This window comes from Flagellimonas sp. L-11 (assembly GCF_056857735.1).
The window spans coordinates 142,109-160,670 of sequence record NZ_JBSXNR010000068.1 but is presented as its reverse complement, the minus strand read 5'-3'; the positions used below and the strand labels follow the sequence as shown (position 1 = coordinate 160,670).

The 18,562-nt window shown below is 42.8% G+C and carries 18 protein-coding genes; 8 read left to right on the top strand and 10 right to left on the bottom strand.

The window, feature by feature from the left end:
• Positions 1-62 precede the first annotated feature (62 nt).
• Positions 63-257 (top strand): cold-shock protein, encoded by a 195-nt coding sequence (locus tag AC13CC_RS12815; RefSeq protein ID WP_163624136.1) that lies wholly within the window; start codon positions 63-65, stop codon positions 255-257.
• Positions 258-312: 55 nt separating this feature from the next.
• Here the strand turns inward: AC13CC_RS12815 and AC13CC_RS12810 are convergent, their stop codons facing one another.
• Entirely contained in the window at positions 313-762 is a 450-nt protein-coding gene (locus tag AC13CC_RS12810) for a nucleoside deaminase (RefSeq protein ID WP_482878114.1), read from the bottom strand.
• A gap of 83 nt (positions 763-845) precedes the next feature.
• On the opposite strand from AC13CC_RS12810, the gene AC13CC_RS12805 reads away from it, so the two are divergent.
• Together AC13CC_RS12805 and AC13CC_RS12800 are read left to right on the top strand one after the other, a co-directional pair.
• Positions 846-2,624: a 1-deoxy-D-xylulose-5-phosphate synthase gene (locus tag AC13CC_RS12805; protein WP_482878085.1), complete on the top strand. Its 1,779-nt coding sequence runs from the start codon at positions 846-848 to the stop codon at positions 2,622-2,624.
• Positions 2,615-3,673, top strand: a complete 1,059-nt coding sequence (locus AC13CC_RS12800) for a DUF3078 domain-containing protein (RefSeq protein WP_293166642.1) — start codon at positions 2,615-2,617, stop codon at positions 3,671-3,673. Before AC13CC_RS12805 ends, AC13CC_RS12800 begins: the two co-directional genes overlap by 10 nt.
• An 8-nt stretch (positions 3,674-3,681) precedes the next feature.
• Here the strand turns inward: AC13CC_RS12800 and dgt are convergent, their stop codons facing one another.
• A complete protein-coding gene (dgt, locus tag AC13CC_RS12795; RefSeq protein WP_482878084.1) occupies positions 3,682-5,040 on the bottom strand; it encodes a dGTP triphosphohydrolase in 1,359 nt (452 codons plus the stop codon).
• A 304-nt stretch (positions 5,041-5,344) separates the two neighbouring features.
• Between dgt and AC13CC_RS12790 the strand changes: the two genes are divergently transcribed.
• The 4 genes from AC13CC_RS12790 to AC13CC_RS12775 all read left to right on the top strand — a co-directional run bounded on the left by AC13CC_RS12790 (position 5,345) and on the right by AC13CC_RS12775 (position 10,793).
• The gene (locus tag AC13CC_RS12790; RefSeq protein WP_482878083.1) at positions 5,345-6,559 is read left to right on the top strand and encodes a porin; all 1,215 of its coding nucleotides are present in this window, start codon (positions 5,345-5,347) and stop codon (positions 6,557-6,559) included.
• A gap of 72 nt (positions 6,560-6,631) precedes the next feature.
• Positions 6,632-8,926 carry an inorganic phosphate transporter gene (locus AC13CC_RS12785; protein ID WP_482878082.1) on the top strand — a complete coding sequence of 765 codons (2,295 nt, stop codon included), beginning with the start codon at positions 6,632-6,634 and terminating at the stop codon, positions 8,924-8,926.
• Positions 8,927-8,964: 38 nt separating this feature from the next.
• A complete protein-coding gene (locus tag AC13CC_RS12780) occupies positions 8,965-9,681 on the top strand; it encodes a DUF6503 family protein (RefSeq protein ID WP_482878081.1) in 717 nt (238 codons plus the stop codon).
• 5 nt (positions 9,682-9,686) lie between these two features.
• Positions 9,687-10,793, top strand: coding sequence for a glycoside hydrolase family 130 protein (locus AC13CC_RS12775; RefSeq protein WP_482878080.1), 1,107 nt, complete (start codon positions 9,687-9,689; stop codon positions 10,791-10,793).
• Between the two features lie 2 nt (positions 10,794-10,795).
• Here the strand turns inward: AC13CC_RS12775 and nadD are convergent, their stop codons facing one another.
• From nadD to AC13CC_RS12745, 6 genes are all read right to left on the bottom strand, one after another.
• Entirely contained in the window at positions 10,796-11,380 is a 585-nt protein-coding gene (nadD, locus tag AC13CC_RS12770) for a nicotinate (nicotinamide) nucleotide adenylyltransferase (protein ID WP_326276807.1), read from the bottom strand.
• A 3-nt stretch (positions 11,381-11,383) separates the two neighbouring features.
• A complete protein-coding gene (gmk, locus tag AC13CC_RS12765; RefSeq protein WP_326276806.1) occupies positions 11,384-11,980 on the bottom strand; it encodes a guanylate kinase in 597 nt (198 codons plus the stop codon).
• Positions 11,977-12,834 (bottom strand): YicC/YloC family endoribonuclease, encoded by an 858-nt coding sequence (locus AC13CC_RS12760; protein WP_326276805.1) that lies wholly within the window; start codon positions 12,832-12,834, stop codon positions 11,977-11,979. The genes gmk and AC13CC_RS12760 overlap by 4 nt, the downstream gene beginning before the upstream one ends.
• 87 nt (positions 12,835-12,921) lie before the next feature.
• Positions 12,922-13,635 carry a 3-keto-disaccharide hydrolase gene (locus AC13CC_RS12755; protein WP_326277121.1) on the bottom strand — a complete coding sequence of 238 codons (714 nt, stop codon included), beginning with the start codon at positions 13,633-13,635 and terminating at the stop codon, positions 12,922-12,924.
• Positions 13,636-13,678: 43 nt separating this feature from the next.
• Complete coding sequence (locus tag AC13CC_RS12750) at positions 13,679-14,425, bottom strand: 3-keto-disaccharide hydrolase (protein WP_482878079.1); 747 nt, start codon at positions 14,423-14,425, stop codon at positions 13,679-13,681.
• Positions 14,422-15,474 carry a sugar phosphate isomerase/epimerase family protein gene (locus AC13CC_RS12745; RefSeq protein ID WP_326276803.1) on the bottom strand — a complete coding sequence of 351 codons (1,053 nt, stop codon included), beginning with the start codon at positions 15,472-15,474 and terminating at the stop codon, positions 14,422-14,424. Before AC13CC_RS12745 ends, AC13CC_RS12750 begins: the two co-directional genes overlap by 4 nt.
• Positions 15,475-15,635: 161 nt before the next feature.
• Between AC13CC_RS12745 and AC13CC_RS12740 the strand changes: the two genes are divergently transcribed.
• Positions 15,636-16,100 (top strand): ASCH domain-containing protein, encoded by a 465-nt coding sequence (locus tag AC13CC_RS12740; RefSeq protein ID WP_482878078.1) that lies wholly within the window; start codon positions 15,636-15,638, stop codon positions 16,098-16,100.
• A gap of 47 nt (positions 16,101-16,147) precedes the next feature.
• Here AC13CC_RS12740 and AC13CC_RS12735 read toward each other — a convergent pair whose 3' ends face one another.
• Positions 16,148-17,284 carry a Gfo/Idh/MocA family protein gene (locus tag AC13CC_RS12735; RefSeq protein ID WP_482878077.1) on the bottom strand — a complete coding sequence of 379 codons (1,137 nt, stop codon included), beginning with the start codon at positions 17,282-17,284 and terminating at the stop codon, positions 16,148-16,150.
• A gap of 22 nt (positions 17,285-17,306) precedes the next feature.
• Complete coding sequence (locus AC13CC_RS12730) at positions 17,307-18,545, bottom strand: MFS transporter (RefSeq protein ID WP_482878076.1); 1,239 nt, start codon at positions 18,543-18,545, stop codon at positions 17,307-17,309.
• Positions 18,546-18,562 lie beyond the last annotated feature (17 nt).

The following is an 18,562-nucleotide window of genomic DNA, read 5'->3' as shown; positions in this document are numbered from 1 at the left end:
CTTTTCATCCAATCAGCCACAAAAAAAGTTACATTCGTAATTTAACATTTATTTATTTTTTAATGACTGGTACAGTAAAATTTTTCAATGAATCCAAAGGTTATGGATTTATTACAAACGACGACACAGGAAAAGACATTTTTGTTCATGTTACGGCATTGAACGGTGTGGAATTGAACGAAGGCGACAAAGTAGAATACATTGAAGAAGAAGGAAGAAAAGGAGTGGTTGCTGCACAAGTGCAAGTAATCGGATAATAATATTTTATTTTGATTTTGATTTAAAAACCTTGGCGATGCCGGGGTTTTTTGTTTAATTCAGGTTTCTTCTTTGAATGAAGAATCGCTTTAACAGCTCGGAAGCTTCCTTTTCCATTACCCCGCCCACAACTTCTGTCTTTGGGTGCAGATGGCCTCCCATAACGCTAAACCCGCGCTCTAGATCCGAAGCTCCATAGACCACTCTCGAAATTTGGCTCCAATACAAACCGCCCGCGCACATTTGACAAGGTTCCAAAGTAACGTACAGCGTACAGCCCTGAAGGTATTTTCCGCCCAAAAAATTGGAAGCAGCGGTAATCGCCTGCATCTCGGCATGGGCCGTAACATCCTTTAATCGTTCCGTAAGGTTATGGGCCCTCCCAATGATTCGATTGTCTGTTACGATAACCGCTCCAACGGGAACTTCGCCATTTTCAAAGGCAATTTCTGCCTCTTGCATGGCTTTCTTCATAAAATAGTTGTCATCAAACGGATTCTCCACGATTTTTATGTCATTTTTCATGAGATTGCTAAGCTACACATAAAATAATCTTGGGGAGAATCAATACTTTTGTTTTTTATCCATTGAAAAGGCTGTTACCACATATCGAATCCCCTGAAGACCTCAAAAAAATACCTTTGGATGAGCTGCCCAAACTCGCCCAAGAATTAAGGGAGTTTATTATTGATATTGTTTCTACCAAAGAAGGGCATTTAGGTGCAAGTTTGGGAGTGGTGGAACTTACCATTGCCCTGCATTATGTGTTCAACACTCCCAACGACAAACTTATTTGGGATGTGGGCCACCAAGCCTACGGACATAAAATTTTGACCGGACGAAAGGAAATCTTTGAAACCAATCGACAGTTGGGCGGCATTAGTGGTTTTCCCAAGCGAAGTGAAAGCGAATACGACGATTTTGGAACGGGACACAGCTCCACCGCCATATCGGCCATATTGGGAATGGCAATGGCATCCAAGTTGAAAGGTGACCTTGACAAACAGCATGTTGCCGTGGTGGGCGACGCCTCCATTGCCAGCGGAATGGCCTTTGAAGGATTGAACCATCTCGGAGTGACCCATGTAAACGCATTAATCGTGCTCAACGACAATGCCATTGGAATCGACCCCAGCGTCGGGGCCCTAAAAAAATACCTTACCAATGTAAAGGCAGGTACGGCCAAGGACGAAAATATTTTTGAATGCCTCAACCTCGACTACTCTGGCCCTCTTGACGGTCATGATGTAAAAGCCTTGGTCAAGGAACTGGAACGCCTAAAACATGTGGAGGGACCAAAGTTGCTTCATATCATCACTACAAAGGGGAAAGGGCTGAAACAGGCTGAGGAAGATCAAGTGGTGTACCATGCTCCTGGAAAGTTTGACAAGCTTACCGGGGAACGTCTGAAAAAATCTGGGCAGAATGAACCTCCAAAATATCAAGATGTTTTTGGACACAGCATAGTGGAATTGGCCAAAAAAAATAAAAATATTGTTGGAATCACCCCTGCCATGCCCAGTGGCAGCTCGCTAAAATTTATGATGAACCAAATGCCCGACCGTGCCTTTGACGTAGGGATAGCCGAGCAACATGCCGTTACCTTGGCTGCAGGAATGGCCACACAAGGTTTAGTGCCTTTTTGTAATATTTATTCCACTTTTTTACAACGGGCCTATGACCAGGTGATACATGATGTGGCCCTACAAAAGCTTCCGGTTATTTTTTGTTTGGACCGTGCAGGACTTGTAGGACAGGACGGCCCGACCCATCACGGTGTTTTTGATATGGCCTATTTGCGTTGCATCCCAAACTTCATCGTTTTTGCTCCAATGAACGAAATGGAACTCCGAAATATAATGTACACCGCACAATTGGGGCTAAATAATCCCATTGCCATACGATACCCTAGAGGTCGGGGAACGAACATTGATTGGAGGAATGATTTTGAGCCTATTGAAATTGGTAAGTCCCGGTGTTTGAAAGAAGGTTCCGAAATTGCGGTACTTACCATAGGTCATATAGGTAACACTATCGCCGGCCTCATTAAAAATTTAGATGGTTCCGAAAAAGTTGGCCATTACGATATGCGTTTCGTAAAACCCTTGGACAAGAATGCACTACGCACTATTTTTACCAAATACAAGTACATTATTACTGTAGAGGATGGTACCAAAATAGGTGGTTTTGGTTCTGCTGTTTTGGAATTCGCCAATGAGGAGGGATTGTCAAAACCTGTTAAAATATTTGGAGTTCCCGATCAATTTGTTGAGCATGGCACCATACCCGAGACCCATCAATTGGCTGGTATAGATTTTGATACGATACATTCATACATACAATCAACCTTAGACCAATGCGAATAAATTGTTTTTTGATTCTATTCCTTACTGTTTTCCTGTCTGCCAATGCACAGATAACCCGTTTAAAGGTTTTTGAACCCGACAGTACCGATGCCGGTTTTAAAATTGTTCGCATCAAAGATGTTAAACTAAAATATCTTACAAGAAGTGCCAAGCTCACCGACCCACGTACTGTTCTTAACCGTGTAAAACCTTTGAGTATTTGGTACAACCGTTTTAAGCCCACATCATTCTGGAAAAAAGTGAACAAATTTGGACTTAATATTAGCGAAGTAGCTTTTGTGAACTGGAATGCAGGGGGCGACAACTCTGTTTCGGCACTTGCAAGTGCAGATTTTGCCAGAAATTATAAGTTCCGATATTTAAACTGGGACAACGAGGTTCAACTTAGATACGGCCTCAATGCACAAGAAGGGAGGAAACTAAGAAAAACGGACGACCAGATTCGATTGTCCACCACCCTAAGTTTTAGAAAAGATACCATCACAAACTGGTACTATTCCGTTAAGGCAAATTTACGGACCCAGTTTTCCAACGGTTATAAATATCCCGATAGAGAAAACCCGATTTCCAGGTTTATGGCCCCTGGATATCTGTTTGTCGGTGTCGGTACATCCTATATCCCCACTAAAGACAACTTCAACCTATATATTTCACCTGCTACCATGAAATCCACTTTTGTTCTGGACGAAGTGCTTTCCAATCAAGGTGCATTTGGTGTTGAAGAGGGCAAAAATGTTTTTTTGGAACTTGGTTTTTTGATCACCAATTCGTGGGAAACCGAAATCGCAAGAAATGTATTGATGAACCACCGGATCAATCTGTATACCGATTATATAAGTAGTTTTGGAAACATTGATGTAGACTGGGAATTGAATTTTAACCTTAAGGTGAACGAGTATCTCAATGCCAATATAGGTACCCATCTCATCTTTGATGATGACACAAAATTTGATGAGGAGATTGCCGAGGATGGCACGGTTATAAACCCTGGTATAGCCCGTATACAGTTTAAACAGTTACTGGGCGTGGGATTGCTCTATTCGTTTTAGAACCTGTTTTAGATTTTTCGCCCCGTTAATTTATCATGAATGTGTACCGCTGCACTATCGGATAAGCTAGCCACAAAACAACTGGTATCCAACAATATTTTATACATCGAAGTATTTGTATTCTGATAGTTTTTGGGTAAACTTTTGATTAGCAATCGGTCATAATTGGTGCCCTCCCCCTTTTTTACATTGATCAGTGCCGTAGTGTACATGTCCAACAGGTCCGAAATTATGCGGTAACCTGCCAGTTCCTTATCGACCACTTCGGTAGATTGATAGATTTTCTCCACGCTCAACTTAATGATGTCCTCTACCTGAGCCCTGTATTTCCCCTTGTCCAACAGAGAAACATCAAAGACTCCATCAAGGATTTTATCCTCGTTCTTCACAAAAATATCCACAGCGTCCCCTATCAAGGTATTGATGGCAAGTGCCCTCAAATAGCTCAAACGGTCGCTTGAGGTGGTCATGGCGTTATACTTTTTGGTGTTGATGTTGTCCTTCACCAAGTTGATCAAATACTCCAACGCATATTCCTCTGGAATGAGCCCCAGGTTGATCCCATCCTCAAAATCGATGATGGTGTAACAGATATCGTCGGCAGCCTCAACCAAATAGGTAAGCGGATGCCTCAAAAAACCTGTCTCGGGATTGTTCGGGTTGGGCAACAGGCCTATTTCTTCCACTAGCTCATTAAAAAATGATTTCTCCGACTGAAAGAACCCGAACTTTTTATCCACGATGCTTTTGGAAGGTTTTTTGGGCAAGGAGGCTTTAGGATATTTTATAAATGCGCCCAAAGTGGCGTAACTCAACCGGAGACCTCCCGGAACGCCTTCGCGGGACTCGGTCAAGAGTTTAAAACCATTGGCATTGCCTTCAAAATCGATAAGGTCTTGGTATTCCGCTGCGGTAAGCATATCCTCGTATTGCTTTCCTTTGCCTTGTTTAAAATAATTGCCAATGGCCTTTTCCCCGCTATGCCCAAATGGAGGGTTGCCAATATCGTGGGCAAGGGCTGCAGCGGCAACTATAGCTCCAAAATCATTAAAATGGTAACCGTGCACTTCGGACAAAAACGGGTATTTGGACAAAATTTGCTGTCCTGCAATACGTCCCAAGCTTCTTCCTACCACCGATACCTCCAAACTATGGGTAAGACGGGTATGCACAAAATCTTTTTGGGAACCAACGGCTATGGGCATTGGAAATACTTGGGTCTTGTCCTGCAAGCTCCTAAAAGCGGACGAAAAAATGATCCGGTCGTAATCCACCTCAAAACCCAAACGGGTCTCGTTCTGTTCCTTGCGTAATCTTTTGCCTGTGTCGCCGTGACGTTTTAAAGAAAGTAATTGTTCCCAGTTCATACTCAACTATTGGCGCAATATACATTTAACCTAGGTTATACACCAAGAAAACTGGATATCACCTTAGTAAGCAATACTTAATGATTACTTAAACTTAAAATTACAGTAAAGAAATTTGGATAGTTCAATTTTGACAAGGATTTCTTTAGCGGATATTAGTTTTTGTCGACTATTCTCAGAAATCCAATGGCTACCTTTTAAAAGGTAGCCATTTTATTAAAAATAACATCCTTAAAATAACATAGAGGAAATGTTAACTTAACATTGCATACGGTAATTTGCAGCGACAAAAACTAGTACCGTTATGAATACCAAAAAGTTAGCCTTAATAGGCTTCTTCTTTCTATTTACATGCGCACATTTTTCTTATTCCCAGGAGATATCCTCTACAAAGTTTGGCAAAGGCTTGCTCAACATCATTGGTCAGGATAGTACTTGGTCCATGAAGGTGGGAACAAGAATGCAAATATTATCCAATTTTACTTGGACAGACAATGGCGAAAATAAATTTGCCAGCCCAGAACAGAACTTTTTGGTAAGGCGGGCCCGTTTAAAATTTGATGGTTTTGCCTATTCCCCAAAACTCAAGTACAAAATAGAGCTTGGCCTTTCCAATAGGGATCTTTCTGGAGGCTCGGAATTCACAAGAAACACACCTCGATACATTTTGGATGCCGTTGTAATGTGGAATTTTTACCAAAACTTTGAGCTTTGGTTCGGACAAACAAAGTTGCCCGGTAATATTGAAAGGGTCATCTCATCAGGAAACCTTCAGCAAGTAGATCGGTCCCTATTAAACAGGAGGTTTACTATTGACAGGGATATGGGCTTTCAGCTCAGGCATCATTTTTATTTGGGCAACAAATTCTTGGTGCGCGAAAAATTCGCCCTATCCCAAGGCGACGGAAGAAATGTTACCGAAGGTAATTTAGGAGGGCATCAATACACCACAAGACTAGAGTTATTGCCCTTTGGAAAGTTCACCGCCAAAGGGGATTATAAAGGAGCTGACCTAAGCCGGGAAGCGGCCCCGAAATTAATGGTTGCAGCCACCTATGACCTAAATAACAATGCCGTGAAAACCCGAAGTAACATGGGAAGCTATATGTTCAATGATACCGGGCTTTACCAAACCAACATCTCTACCTTGTTTTTGGATTTTATGTTCAAGTACAATGGATTTTCCCTGATGGGCGAATATGCAAATCGTGATGCGGACAACCCGATAGCCGTAAACTCGGACAATACCGAAACAGGAGATGTTGTACAAGTGGGAAGGGGGCTCAATCTTCAATCGGGTTACCTGTTTAACAACAATTGGGAAGTATCTGCCAGATATACCAACATTAAATTGGATTACGGCATAACCGGAAAAACACCTGAAACACAATACACTTTAGGGCTCTCAAAATACATTGTGGGCCATAAGTTAAAGGTGCAAAGCGATTTAAGCTATTTAAATATAGGTGCTGGATTTGATACATTAATGTATCGTTTACAAGTAGAGGTACATTTTTAAAAAATAACCTTAACATAACTTAATAAAAGGTCATTTCTCTAGATATTTGAAAAATTTTTCTGAATTTTAATTATGGACAACATTTATTTTCTGATTCTGGTCGCTTTGGGCATTTTAGCTATAGCAGACCTTGTTGTTGGTGTAAGTAATGATGCGGTTAACTTTCTTAATTCCGCCATAGGCTCCAAGGCCATTTCATTTAAGACCATTATGATTGTTGCCAGCTTGGGAATTGCATGTGGTGCCATTTTCTCAAGCGGGCTTATGGAAGTTGCCAGGAAAGGTATATTTAATCCTGGTGAGTTTTACTTTGACGAAATCATGTTCATTTTTATGGCCGTGATGATAACGGACATTCTGTTGCTGGATTTCTTCAACACATTGGGAATGCCCACCTCCACCACAGTTTCCATAGTTTTCAACCTCTTGGGTGCGGCCGTTGCCATGGCCATATTAAAAATAGCGGATGTAAACGGCAGTTTCTCCGATGTTGTCAATTACATCAACACCGAAAAGGCCATAGAGATAATCATTGGTATACTGTCCTCAGTGGTAATAGCCTTTACCATTGGTGCCTTTGTACAATGGGTGTCAAGGGTGTTGTTATCCTATCAATTTCAGAAAAAAGCGAAGTGGGTCGGAGCCATTTTTGCTGGAATAGCGCTATCGGCAATATCCTATTTTATATTATTAAAAGGTATAAAAGGAACTCCTTTTGCCGATCAAACCTATGGTTTTATTGGCGGTATTACAATCAAAGACTTTTTAGAGACCGAAATTTACAAAGTTGCATTGATCAACTTTGCCTTTTGGGCCCTCCTATCCTATTTACTTATCCAGTTTGCCAAGGTCAATATGTACAAAGTTATCATTGGAGTGGGAACTTTTGCCCTGGCCCTAGCCTTTGCCGGAAACGACCTTGTTAACTTTATCGGTGTGCCCATCGCGGCATGGCAATCGTACCAAGCATGGGTTGGATCTGGAATCGCAGCCTCTGAATTTAGTATGGGAATCTTGGCCACTAAAGTCGAAACCCCAACAATACTGCTGTTCCTTTCCGGAATGATTATGGTGGCAACGCTTTGGTTGTCCAAAAAAGCAAGGTACGTGGCCGATACCGAGATAAACCTGTCCCGTGAGGGTGAGGCCAATGAAAAGTTTCAGCCCAATTTTATATCCAGGGGGTTGGTCAGGTTCTCCATAGGTTTGTCCACTTGGGCATCCACAGCGGTACCAAAATCCATACAGAATAAAATTGATAAGCGTTTCGAAAAACCTACCGTAAACCTATCAAAGGACAAAGTACTCCAACTACCTGCTTTTGATATGATCAGGGCATCCGTAAACTTGATGGTTGCCGGCATACTGATTTCGATTGCCACATCGTACAAATTGCCGCTCTCCACCACTTATGTAACCTTTATGGTGGCCATGGGCACGTCGTTGGCCGATAGGGCATGGGGGGCAGAAAGTGCCGTATACCGTGTGGCTGGTGTGCTCAATGTGATTGCGGGCTGGTTCAGTACCGCCATCATTGCTTTCTTGGCTTCTGGAGTAATTTTGGCGCTCATAAGCTTTGGAAAAGGAGCAGCCATCTCCATACTATTGTTCGCCGCTATCCTCCTTTTGGTAAGAAACTATATTTCCTATAACAAAAAATCAAAGGAAATAAAGGTCGGAGATCGCTTAAGAAGAGCGGAGAGCAGCTCCATCCAAGGAGTTATAGAAGAAAGCGCCGCCAACATTGCCAATGTAATTAAACGGAGCAATAAAATCTATACCAACTCCATCAACGGGCTTGCCAAACAAGCACTGGACTCCTTAAAAAAGAACAAGAAACAAGGCAATAAACTTGCAATGGAAATAGAAGATTTAAGGGAACATACCTTCTATTTTATCAAAAATCTGGAGGAAGCCCATATTGGTGCCAGTAATTTTTACATCAATATCATGGGGTACTTAACAGACATGTCACAATCCCTGGAATATATTGGGAAGGTTAGCTACAACCATGTCAACAACAATCACAAAAAATTAAAATATAACCAAATAAAAGAACTTAAGGAGATCGACCATAAGTTGGAAGAAATTTTTAATGGTACCCAAAAAGCATTCGAAGAACGATCCTTTGAGCAGATAGGTGTCATTTTGGACTCCAAACAAGAGCTTTATGATTTGGTTTCACAAAAAATTGACATCCAAGTATCTAGGACAAGAACCGAGGAATCCAGCCCAAAAAACACTACGCTATACTTCTCCATTTTACTCGAAACAAGGGATTTGATCACAGCCATGATGAATCTTTTGGAGCAGTATTACCGTGAACATGATAGTTCTGTTGAACCTGCCACAATAGAGATAAAATAAAATAGTACCTTTCTCATATCAACTATTAAATTTTTGGTATGAGAAGGTATTGCTTTGTTCTTTTATTGGTAAATGTATTGTTCAGTACGCCAAGTCATGCACAATCCCTTTCTGCAGATGAAGTTCTGGAAAAGGCCATTGCGTTCCACGACCCCAACGGCAATTGGGAAAACCTAAACACCACTTTTAAAGTGGTGATGGAAACCCCGAGCCGTCCAAAACGCACAAGCATCATTGGAGTGGACTTTCCCAAACAAGGGTTCAGCTTGAACGTTGGGCAAAAAGGCAATTCCTACGCCTATGAATTTAACAGGGGTTCCTGTGAAATCACCCTGAACGGAAGCGAAGACTTTTCCGAAGAAGAGGCCGAAGAATTCCAACTGAATTGTGAACGTGGCAACTTTATGAAAGATTACTACACCTACCTCTATGGACTTCCCATGAAGTTGAATGACCCGGGCACACATGTAGACCCCAAAGTTTACAATAGGACATTCAAGGACAAAAAATATGTGGTTTTAAAAGTTACCTACGATGCTGAAGTAGGCACCGATACATGGTATTTTTATTTTGACCCAACCACTTACGCCATGGAAGTATATCAATTTTATCATGAAGAAAGTAAAAATGATGGCGAATACATCCTTTTGACTGGATTAGAGGAAATCAACGGGATAAAAATGCCCAAAACAAGAGCATGGTACCTTAATAAGGGTGATAAGTATTTAGGCACTGATACCCTGGAAAAAATTTAATTTTGATGAGAACAACGTATTTTCAACTGTGCATTCTTCTATTTACATGCACTGGCCTGTTTTCCCAAACCCAAGAAAAAGATTGGATGTTGGGGCCATTTGAACGCCCCAAAAATGCGCAGCCTATTTTACAGAAAGATAGTACATCTGCCTTTAAAGACCCCATAACGCAAAAAATAGTCCATTGGGAATCCATGGCCACGTTTAACCCAGCAGCTATCGCTAAAAACGATTCCATTTATGTGCTATACCGGGCCGAAGAAAAATTGGGGGAGAAAGAAATCGGTGGGCACCGTTCGCGAATTGGAATGGCCACTTCGGCGGATGGTATTTCCTACAACAAATGGCCAGAACCTGTATTTTACCCAAAAAACGACAATCAAAAAATCAATGAATGGCCAGGCGGTATTGAAGACCCACGCATAGTCGGGACCGAAGAAGGGCTTTATGTGCTAACCTATACACAATGGAACCGTAAAGTCCCCAAGCTAGCCGTTGCCACCTCAAAAGATCTAGTGCATTGGGAAAAACATGGACCCGTTTTTCAGGATTATAAAAATGGTGTTTATCACGAAAAAGAAACCAAATCGGGAGCCATTGTAACAGCACTTAAGGATGGTAAACTGGTTGCTGCAAAGATTGATGGTAAATATTGGATGTACTATGGTGTGCCCCATATTTGGCTGGCCACATCAACCAACATGATAGATTGGGAGCCCGTGGAAACCTACGAAGGCAAACTGGCGCCTGTTTTAAGCCCTAGGCCCGGTTATTTCGATTCTTGGCTAGTGGAAGCAGGTCCACCTCCGCTACTAACGGATAATGGTATTGTGGTACTCTATAATGCAGGGAATTCACAAAATATTGGAGTAAAGGAACTTGGAAATCGAATTTATACAGGAGGGCAGGCCCTTTTTGATGCCCAAGAACCTTGGAAGCTATTGGACCGTACCGGGAAACCTTTTATTAAACCCGAATTGCCTTTTGAAAAATCAGGCCAATATAAAGATGGCACTACCTTTCTGGAAGGCTTGGTTCTCTTCAAAAATGTTTGGTATCTATACTACGGAACGGCAGATAGCATGGTAGGGGTGGCCACCGCAAAAAAATAGCGCTATCTGTAAAAATTCATCTCATCCATATATTTCCAAACGGAATGTGGGAGCATGGGACGAACATTTTTACCTGCTTTGTGTGCTTTGCGGATAAAAGTGGATGATATTTCCATGATAGGCGCATTCACCATGCTAATTTTTGGATGTCCCTTAAATTGATGCGCTATCTTACCGTCCGAGACCCTAGGATACACATAAATGGAATAATGTTCCAAAATAGCCCCGTAGTTCTTCCATTTATGGAAGCTTTTTAGATTGTCCTCCCCCATAATCAGCGAAAATTGATGGTCTTTTCCGTATTTGTCATCCAAATGGGCCAGGGTATTGATGGTATAATTGGGCTGGGGAAGATCAAACTCTATTTTACTGGGTTTTAACTTGGGGTAATCCTGAACCGCTTCGAACACCATTTGATAACGGTGGTTATTATCCAAAAGGGATTGCTTCACCTTAAACGGGCTTTGTGGGGTAATCACGAACCAAACCTCATCCAGATCGGAAAACTCCACCAGATGGTTCGCCAAGACCAAATGGCCTATGTGTATAGGGTTGAAGGTCCCAAAAAAGAGCCCTACCTTTTTCATGTTCTAATCTTCTTTAAGGGGCATCTCGGCCCCAACAAATTCGGCGACCAATCTATGGGCCTCATTAAGAGCTACATCGAGGTCGTAGTTCTTGATGATTTTATCAAACTGAGGGGCTGTGGCCAGCTCCACGGATGCCTTGGCAATCCGCATGTTTATTTTGTCGTCGCTTTCAGTGCTTCTTTTCTTTAACCTGATCTTGAGTTCATCAACACTGGGTGGCTTAACAAAAACGGCCAATGTTTTATCGGGAAACTTCTTTTTGATTCGCAGCCCGCCGGACACGTCAATATCAAAAATGACGTTTTTCCCTTCTGCCCACAAACGCTCCACTTCACTTTTGAGCGTGCCATAAAAATTATCGCGATATACTTCTTCCCACTCCAAAAAATCACCCTCTTTTATGTGCCTTTTAAATTGGGAAACCGACATAAAGTAGTAGTTGACCCCATTCTTTTCCTTTCCCCTTCGAGGGCGGGATGTTGCCGATATGGAAAACGCCAAGTTCAGTTCTGGTTGATCCAACAGATGCTTCACAATCGTGGTTTTACCACTGCCTGAGGGTGCCGAGAAAATGATAAGTTTACCGCCTTCTGTCATAACACATTGAGCATTTGTTCCTTTATTTTTTCCAGTTCATCCTTCATCTGTACCACCAATTGTTGCATGGGCGCATAATTGGCCTTGGAACCAATGGTATTGATCTCTCTCCCTATTTCTTGGGAAATGAAACCTAATTTTTTACCATTGGAGTCATCGGAATTTAAGGTGGTCTCAAAATATTTTAGGTGGTTCGCCAGGCGAACCTTTTCTTCTGTGATGTCGTACTTCTCAAGATAATAGATCAGCTCCTGTTCAAATCTATTGGCATCCAATTCCACTTTAAGGTCGGCCACCGCTTTGTCCAATCGCTCCCTTACCGTTCCCAAACGTTCGGGGTCCATGGCTTTCACGGCTTCCAAAAGTTCGTTTAAATTCTTCAACCTGGCCACAAAATCCTCCTCCAGTACCTTTCCTTCTTCATTTCGGAACTCAACAATTTTGGAAAGGGCTTCGTCCATGGCTTCTATTATGGCCTTGTACTCCTCTTGGTCAATATCGTCCTTATCGGTTTTGAGGGTATCGGGCATGCGCAATGCCATTTCCATCAATTTTATATCGTCGCCCTTGGCAATATCGGCCAATTGTTCCATATAATTCTTTACCACACCTTTGTTGACCTCTGCTGTTGTTTCCTCACCCGTAATTTCAACATAAAGGTTAAAGTCTACCTTGCCCCTGTTCAAGGCACCAGCGATCATTTTACGCAATTCCAGCTCCTTTTCCCTGTAGAATTGGGGAAGTCTGGCATTGATGTCCAAACTCTTGCTGTTGAGCGATTTGAGCTCAATGGTGATTTTTTTGGAAGGAAGCTGAACTACATGCTTCCCATAGCCTGTCATGGATTGAATCATATATAAATGATAAATTTTGCCAAAGGTAACCAAAATAGGTTTTGGCTATTGGAGATTCTGTATCAGTATAAAATAGCAATAAGGGAGCTAATCCAGCTCCCTTACCCAAATATTTCTATAACTGACCCTGCTGTTGTCGCCATGATCTTGAAGCCTAAGCGGCCCTTTGCCGTGTGGCGGGTTTTTGGGCCAACCAATGTAAGGAGTGGTTCCCTTTATCTCCACATGGTCTTGGATCAACACACCATTGTGGATTACCGTTAAGGTTCCAGACTTCACTTTTTGCCCCTTTTCAAACTCGGGAGCATGGTAAATCATATCGTAGGTGTTCCATTCTCCGGTGGGTACAGACGCCATGGCCAAGGGCACATGTTGTTTGTAAATAGAGCCTACTTGACCGTTGACATAGGTGTCGTTATCGTTGTTGTCCAGCACTTGCACTTCATACAGTCCATTCAAAAATACGCCACTATTACCTCTGTTTTGACCATCCCGTTGTACCTCTGCGGGTGATTTCCATTCGATATGAAGCTGGATACTTCCAAAATTTTGCTTGGTCTGAATATCCCCTGTCCTATCGTTCACCGTCATGCTACCATCCTTGTTCAATATCCATTTGGCGGCAGTACTGTCCACCGAACTGATCCACTTGTCCAAGGAGGTGCCATCAAAAAGGACAATGGCATCACTTGGCGGGGCCCCATCTTCACCAGGGGTCACTTTTGGTGGCACGGGTTTATAAAATTCGGTTTCTTCTGGTGTAGTCGGTTCTACTTCTTGCCCAAATGTGAACAGCCCCATTGAAAATGTTATCAACGTAAGGGCAATCTTGATTCTATTCATTTTAAAGTTCTTTTATTTTGATATTTCTATAGGCTACCACATCCCCATGATCTTGTAATCCAATTTTGCCTGTTTTGAATGCAGCAAAATCTTCCCAATCTGCAAATTTTGAATTGGCCACCAGCTCATCCCATTCTGGGCCTTGCACTGGAAACTCAACTATCTTGGTCCCATTCAAAACAACATGGCCTTGGTTGGTTTTGTGATTGATCATCAATTCCACGGAATTCCATTCCCCTGCAGGCTTCACCACATTTTCCGATGGAGGTATAATATCGTACAAAGAACCTGCCAATCGGTCTTCCCCATTTTGTGCATCAGGATGTCTTTCATCGTCCAAAACCTGTATTTCCGGTCCGGTTAAGTAAGGCTGTCCGTATTTTTCACCTTCTTTCACTCCCCAAAAGAAACCGCTGTTTCCGCCTTCGGCAATTTTCCAATCCATGGTAAGCACAAAATCGGTAAACTCTTCATCGGTCACCAAGTTATAGTTGGCACCTTCGGGCCGCTCCTCTGGCGGATAAAAAACCATGGCCCCATCTTCGAGTTTCCAAGGTTCTGTTACCCCTCCTCCGTTGTACATGTGCCAACCGTCAAAACTGGTTCCATCGAACAAAGTGATCCACTCGGATTCCTTTTGTTCAGCCATCTCGGTCACCTTTTCCTCAACTTCTTCCTTAGTTTCCTTTGATTTGTCCTTACATGCAAAAGCAATGGCAAGGGCTACGAATAATATCGATTTTCTCATAATCCCAATATGTTTTTAAGTTTTTCTTTATCAGTTTCGGCACCTGCAAAATCGTCAAAAGTTTTTGTGGTCGCCTCTATAATGTGATCTTGTATAAATTTTGCCCCCTCACGAGCACCCTGTTCCGGGCTTTTTATGCAGCATTCCCACTCCATTACGGCCCAAACATCGCAACCGTACTGGGTCAATTTGGAGAAAATGGTCTTAAAATCTATCTGGCCATCACCCAAGGAACGGTACCTCCCCGCTCTATCGCCCCAATCGTTGTAACCGCCAAAGGCTCCTTTTTTGCCCGTTGGGTTAAATTCTGAATCCTTTACGTGGAACGATTTGATGAACTCGTGGTAATGATCGATATAGGTAATGTAATCCAATTGCTGCAATACAAAATGGCTTGGATCGTACAGAATGTTCACTCTTTTGTGATTGCCCGTCGCTTCCAAAAAGCGTTCAAAGGTATCACCATCGTGCAGGTCCTCCCCAGGGTGGATTTCATAACACACATCCACACCTTCTTCGTCAAAATGGTTTAGGATGGGCATCCAGCGGTTCGCCAGTTCCTCAAAGCCCATCTCTACCAAGCCAGCTGGTCGTTGTGGCCATGGGTGGGCCGTGTGCCAAAGCAATGACCCGGAAAATGTGGCATGCACGTCAAGTCCCAACCTGCGGCTTGCGGTGGCGGCCTTTTTTACGGTATCAACGGCCCATTTGGTACGTTCCTTTGGTTTTCCGTGCAATGCTTCGGGCGCAAAGTTGTCGAACATAATATCGTAAGCGGGATGCACCGCTACCAATTGCCCTTGCAAGTGGGTGGATAGTTCCGTGATCTCCAATCCGTACGAATTGACTTTTCCTTTTAACTCGTCGCAATAATCTTGGCTTTCGGCCGCTTTGTCCAAGTCAATCAGGAAGGATTCCCAAGTTGGTATTTGAATTCCTTTGTACCCCAAATCCGAGGCCCATTTACACATGCCGTCCAAGGTATTGAACGGAGCTTTACTGTCCACAAATTGCGCCAAGAACACGGCTGGTCCTTTAATTGTTTTCATTGAATTTAATTTTAAGAAATTTGGAAATCCCAATTTAATTGGGATTTATCCTCTATATTTAAGAAAAAAACTATGCTAATTTTACGTCTCATGTAGTAAGACATAAATATAGGGATTCATTAACAATTAAAACAACTTAGGGTTTTTTTTAAACACTACTTATGGAAAATGCTTCTGCCCGAAATCTGTGGGGCGACTTTTTGGATGCCCATTTGGAATTTGCTTCTGAAGATGCGCCCAAAGTGATTCATTTTTGTGATAATGAAAAAGATGCCGATTTGTGTGCCGATTTGGTTTGCAAAGAAATCAAAAGGGCCACCACCCATTCTTTAAAAGGGATTCAACTACGCAATGAAGCTTTGCCCAAAATCGGAGGTTTTTACGTGGTTACCGATTGGGAGGGTAATGCCAAGTGCGTTATTCGTACCACAACTGTTAAACTACTGCCCTTTTTTAGTATTCGGGAAGAGCATGCCCGCCTGGAGGGCGAGGGGGACAAAAGTTTGGAACACTGGAAAAAAACACATTGGGACCATTACACCCGTGAACTTTCCGAACTAGGCACCAAACCTACCGAGAGTATGATCGTGGTTTTTGAGGAATTTGAGATGCTTTATAAAAAATGATGGCCGCCCATAGGGCAGCCATCATGTCTTGTTTTTGGGTCTATAGATCAATCCATATCCACCCAAACATTTCCTTGTTTGTGGGAAGCTACGGTGTTCTCAATAAAATTAAGGCCTCTAACTCCATCCAACATGGTCGGGAACTCTCCGCTATTGTATTCTTCGCCGCGAATGGCCCTGGCCACGCCCAAATAAATATTGGCCATGGAATCAAAAATACCCTCGGGGTGTCCGGGAGGTAATTTGGTTCCATCCAAGGATAGGTCAGAATTATATTCATGGCCTGGTTTGTACACCTGCAATGGTTCTGGATCGTTCAATTTGTAGAGGTAATTGGGGTTTTCCTGTTCCCATTTCAAGCCTCCCTTTTGACCATAAATGGCAATGGTGAGGTTGTTTTCCTCTCCTGTGGCCACTTGGCTTGCCCTAATGACCCCTTTTACGTTTTTGTCCATACGGATAAGGGCCGTACCATCCATGTCCATCACATTGTCATCGTACATATAATTAAAATCGCACAGCAATGATTGTACCTGCAAGCCGGTCGTATACTCAATCATATTGAAAGCATGCACCCCTATATCCCCCATACAAGAACTGATTCCCGCTTTTTTCGGGTCGAGCCTCCATACTGTTCCGCGTTTTTCCTTGTCATGGATGATAGGGTTCATCCAACCTTGATAATATTGTGCATCAACTTTATGTACTTTTCCAATGACTCCTTCCTTGATCATCTCACGCATTTGACGCACCATCGGATACCCAGTATAGGTATGGGTGACGGCAAATACAGTTCCCGCCTTTTTTAGGGTTTCCTGAAGAATTTTGGCTTCTTCGTAGGTAGTGGTCATCGGTTTTTCACAAATCACATGAAAACCATTGTCCAATAATTTTTTGGCCATTGGGTAATGTAGAAAGTTCGGCGTAAGAATGGAGCATACCTGAATACGTTCATCTTCCGGGAGCTTCATCTCTTCTTCAACAAGCGTATCAAAATCTTTGTAGACACGGTTGGTAGGAATGTCAATTTCCCTGGCAAACGCTATGCTATCTTCCAAATCTGGGTTGAATACCGCCCCAACAATTTCATAATTGTCATTAATGAAAGAGGCTACTCTGTGTAAAACTCCGATAAGGGAATCCCCTCCTCCTCCAAGAATTCCAAGTCTAATCTTTTTAGGCATTTTCTGTTATTTTATTTGATAATTATACTACTTCTTCTGCGGTATGACCTTGTGGTACTCTTCGTTCTTCCAGCTTTTTTCTGAAAAGGAACAAAATGAAAAACAAAATCAATACTGCCAGGGGAAAAAACATCATTTTTCCCAAGGTTGCCTTTCCTGCGGCCAACTCTGCGACCTGGTCGGTCAAGCCCGAGGCTACGGCTGTTTCCTTTGCGCTGTCCAACCATCCGCCGATTACAGGCTGCCAAATGGCCGTGGAGAACATTCCTGCACCTCCGACCAAGGACATTCCCAGTGCTCCTGTTTTTGGAAGGTATTCCGAGGTAAACCCGATCATGGTTGGCCAAAAATAACAAACTCCGAGGGCAAAAAGAATGGCAGCAAAATAAATCATCGACCCTTCGGCAACACTCATGCTGTAAACCGCCGCAGTGGTGACCAGAGCGGACATCACCAGCACTCCTATGGGGTTGAGCCTATGTACAATGGGGCCTGCAAAGTACCGACCTATGGCCATAATACCCGTCACCATGGCCAACACCAGCATTGGACTTGCTCCTGAATTGCCCAATATACGCTCTACCCATTGTTGTGGTCCAAATTCGGATATCGCGGTGAGCGTCATACAGATCATTATAAAAATGAACAATGGGTCTGCCAGCCCTTTGATATTTTTTGTGGTATCGGTTTCGATATGCTCGCTTTCCGGAAATTGTTGTTTAAAGAACATGTATCCGTAGATAAGTGTTGGTATCAGCATTACTGCTATCTGCAACTGCCATCCCATTCCAAAATCGGTCATGAACTTGGAGATAAGGGAGCCAATCACAATTCCTCCGGGGAACCATACGTGGAACCTGTTCAGCATAGCTGTACGGTTCTTGGTGAACATATCGGCGATCATGGGGTTACAGGCCGCTTCGACCGAACCATTGGCAAAACCAATAAAGAAGGTGGATATAATTAGCGTCCAGAAACCTCCTGCCATGATAGTGAGCACCAATCCAAGCATGTGGCAGACAAATGCCGTTACCATGAGTTTACGTGCCCCTATTTTATTGTAGAGCAATCCACCGAAGATCATTGCAATTGGGAATCCAAAAAAGCCCATACTGTTTATCCAACCCAATTGTTGATTGGAAAGCATAAACTCTTCCCCGAGTTGGGTCAAAATACCCGCCCTGATGGCAAAGGTCATGGATGTAACGACAAGCGATATACAGGCCGCTACAAATAGCTGATTTTTGTTTACGTTTTTCATGTTTGTATTAGTTGATT

What these genes read in the sequence shown, in the direction of transcription:
- AC13CC_RS12815 (WP_163624136.1), top strand. Translation starts at nt 63, where the DNA reads ATGACTGGTACAGTAAAATTTTTCAATGAATCCAAAGGTTATGGATTT.
- AC13CC_RS12800 (WP_293166642.1), top strand. Translation starts at nt 2,615, where the DNA reads ATGCGAATAAATTGTTTTTTGATTCTATTCCTTACTGTTTTCCTGTCT.
- dgt (WP_482878084.1), bottom strand. Translation starts at nt 5,040, where the DNA reads ATGAACTGGGAACAATTACTTTCTTTAAAACGTCACGGCGACACAGGC.
- AC13CC_RS12790 (WP_482878083.1), top strand. Translation starts at nt 5,345, where the DNA reads ATGAATACCAAAAAGTTAGCCTTAATAGGCTTCTTCTTTCTATTTACA.
- AC13CC_RS12785 (WP_482878082.1), top strand. Translation starts at nt 6,632, where the DNA reads ATGGACAACATTTATTTTCTGATTCTGGTCGCTTTGGGCATTTTAGCT.
- AC13CC_RS12780 (WP_482878081.1), top strand. Translation starts at nt 8,965, where the DNA reads ATGAGAAGGTATTGCTTTGTTCTTTTATTGGTAAATGTATTGTTCAGT.
- AC13CC_RS12775 (WP_482878080.1), top strand. Translation starts at nt 9,687, where the DNA reads ATGAGAACAACGTATTTTCAACTGTGCATTCTTCTATTTACATGCACT.
- nadD (WP_326276807.1), bottom strand. Translation starts at nt 11,380, where the DNA reads ATGAAAAAGGTAGGGCTCTTTTTTGGGACCTTCAACCCTATACACATA.
- gmk (WP_326276806.1), bottom strand. Translation starts at nt 11,980, where the DNA reads ATGACAGAAGGCGGTAAACTTATCATTTTCTCGGCACCCTCAGGCAGT.
- AC13CC_RS12760 (WP_326276805.1), bottom strand. Translation starts at nt 12,834, where the DNA reads ATGATTCAATCCATGACAGGCTATGGGAAGCATGTAGTTCAGCTTCCT.
- AC13CC_RS12755 (WP_326277121.1), bottom strand. Translation starts at nt 13,635, where the DNA reads ATGGGGCTGTTCACATTTGGGCAAGAAGTAGAACCGACTACACCAGAA.
- AC13CC_RS12750 (WP_482878079.1), bottom strand. Translation starts at nt 14,425, where the DNA reads ATGAGAAAATCGATATTATTCGTAGCCCTTGCCATTGCTTTTGCATGT.
- AC13CC_RS12745 (WP_326276803.1), bottom strand. Translation starts at nt 15,474, where the DNA reads ATGAAAACAATTAAAGGACCAGCCGTGTTCTTGGCGCAATTTGTGGAC.
- AC13CC_RS12740 (WP_482878078.1), top strand. Translation starts at nt 15,636, where the DNA reads ATGGAAAATGCTTCTGCCCGAAATCTGTGGGGCGACTTTTTGGATGCC.
- AC13CC_RS12735 (WP_482878077.1), bottom strand. Translation starts at nt 17,284, where the DNA reads ATGCCTAAAAAGATTAGACTTGGAATTCTTGGAGGAGGAGGGGATTCC.
- AC13CC_RS12730 (WP_482878076.1), bottom strand. Translation starts at nt 18,545, where the DNA reads ATGAAAAACGTAAACAAAAATCAGCTATTTGTAGCGGCCTGTATATCG.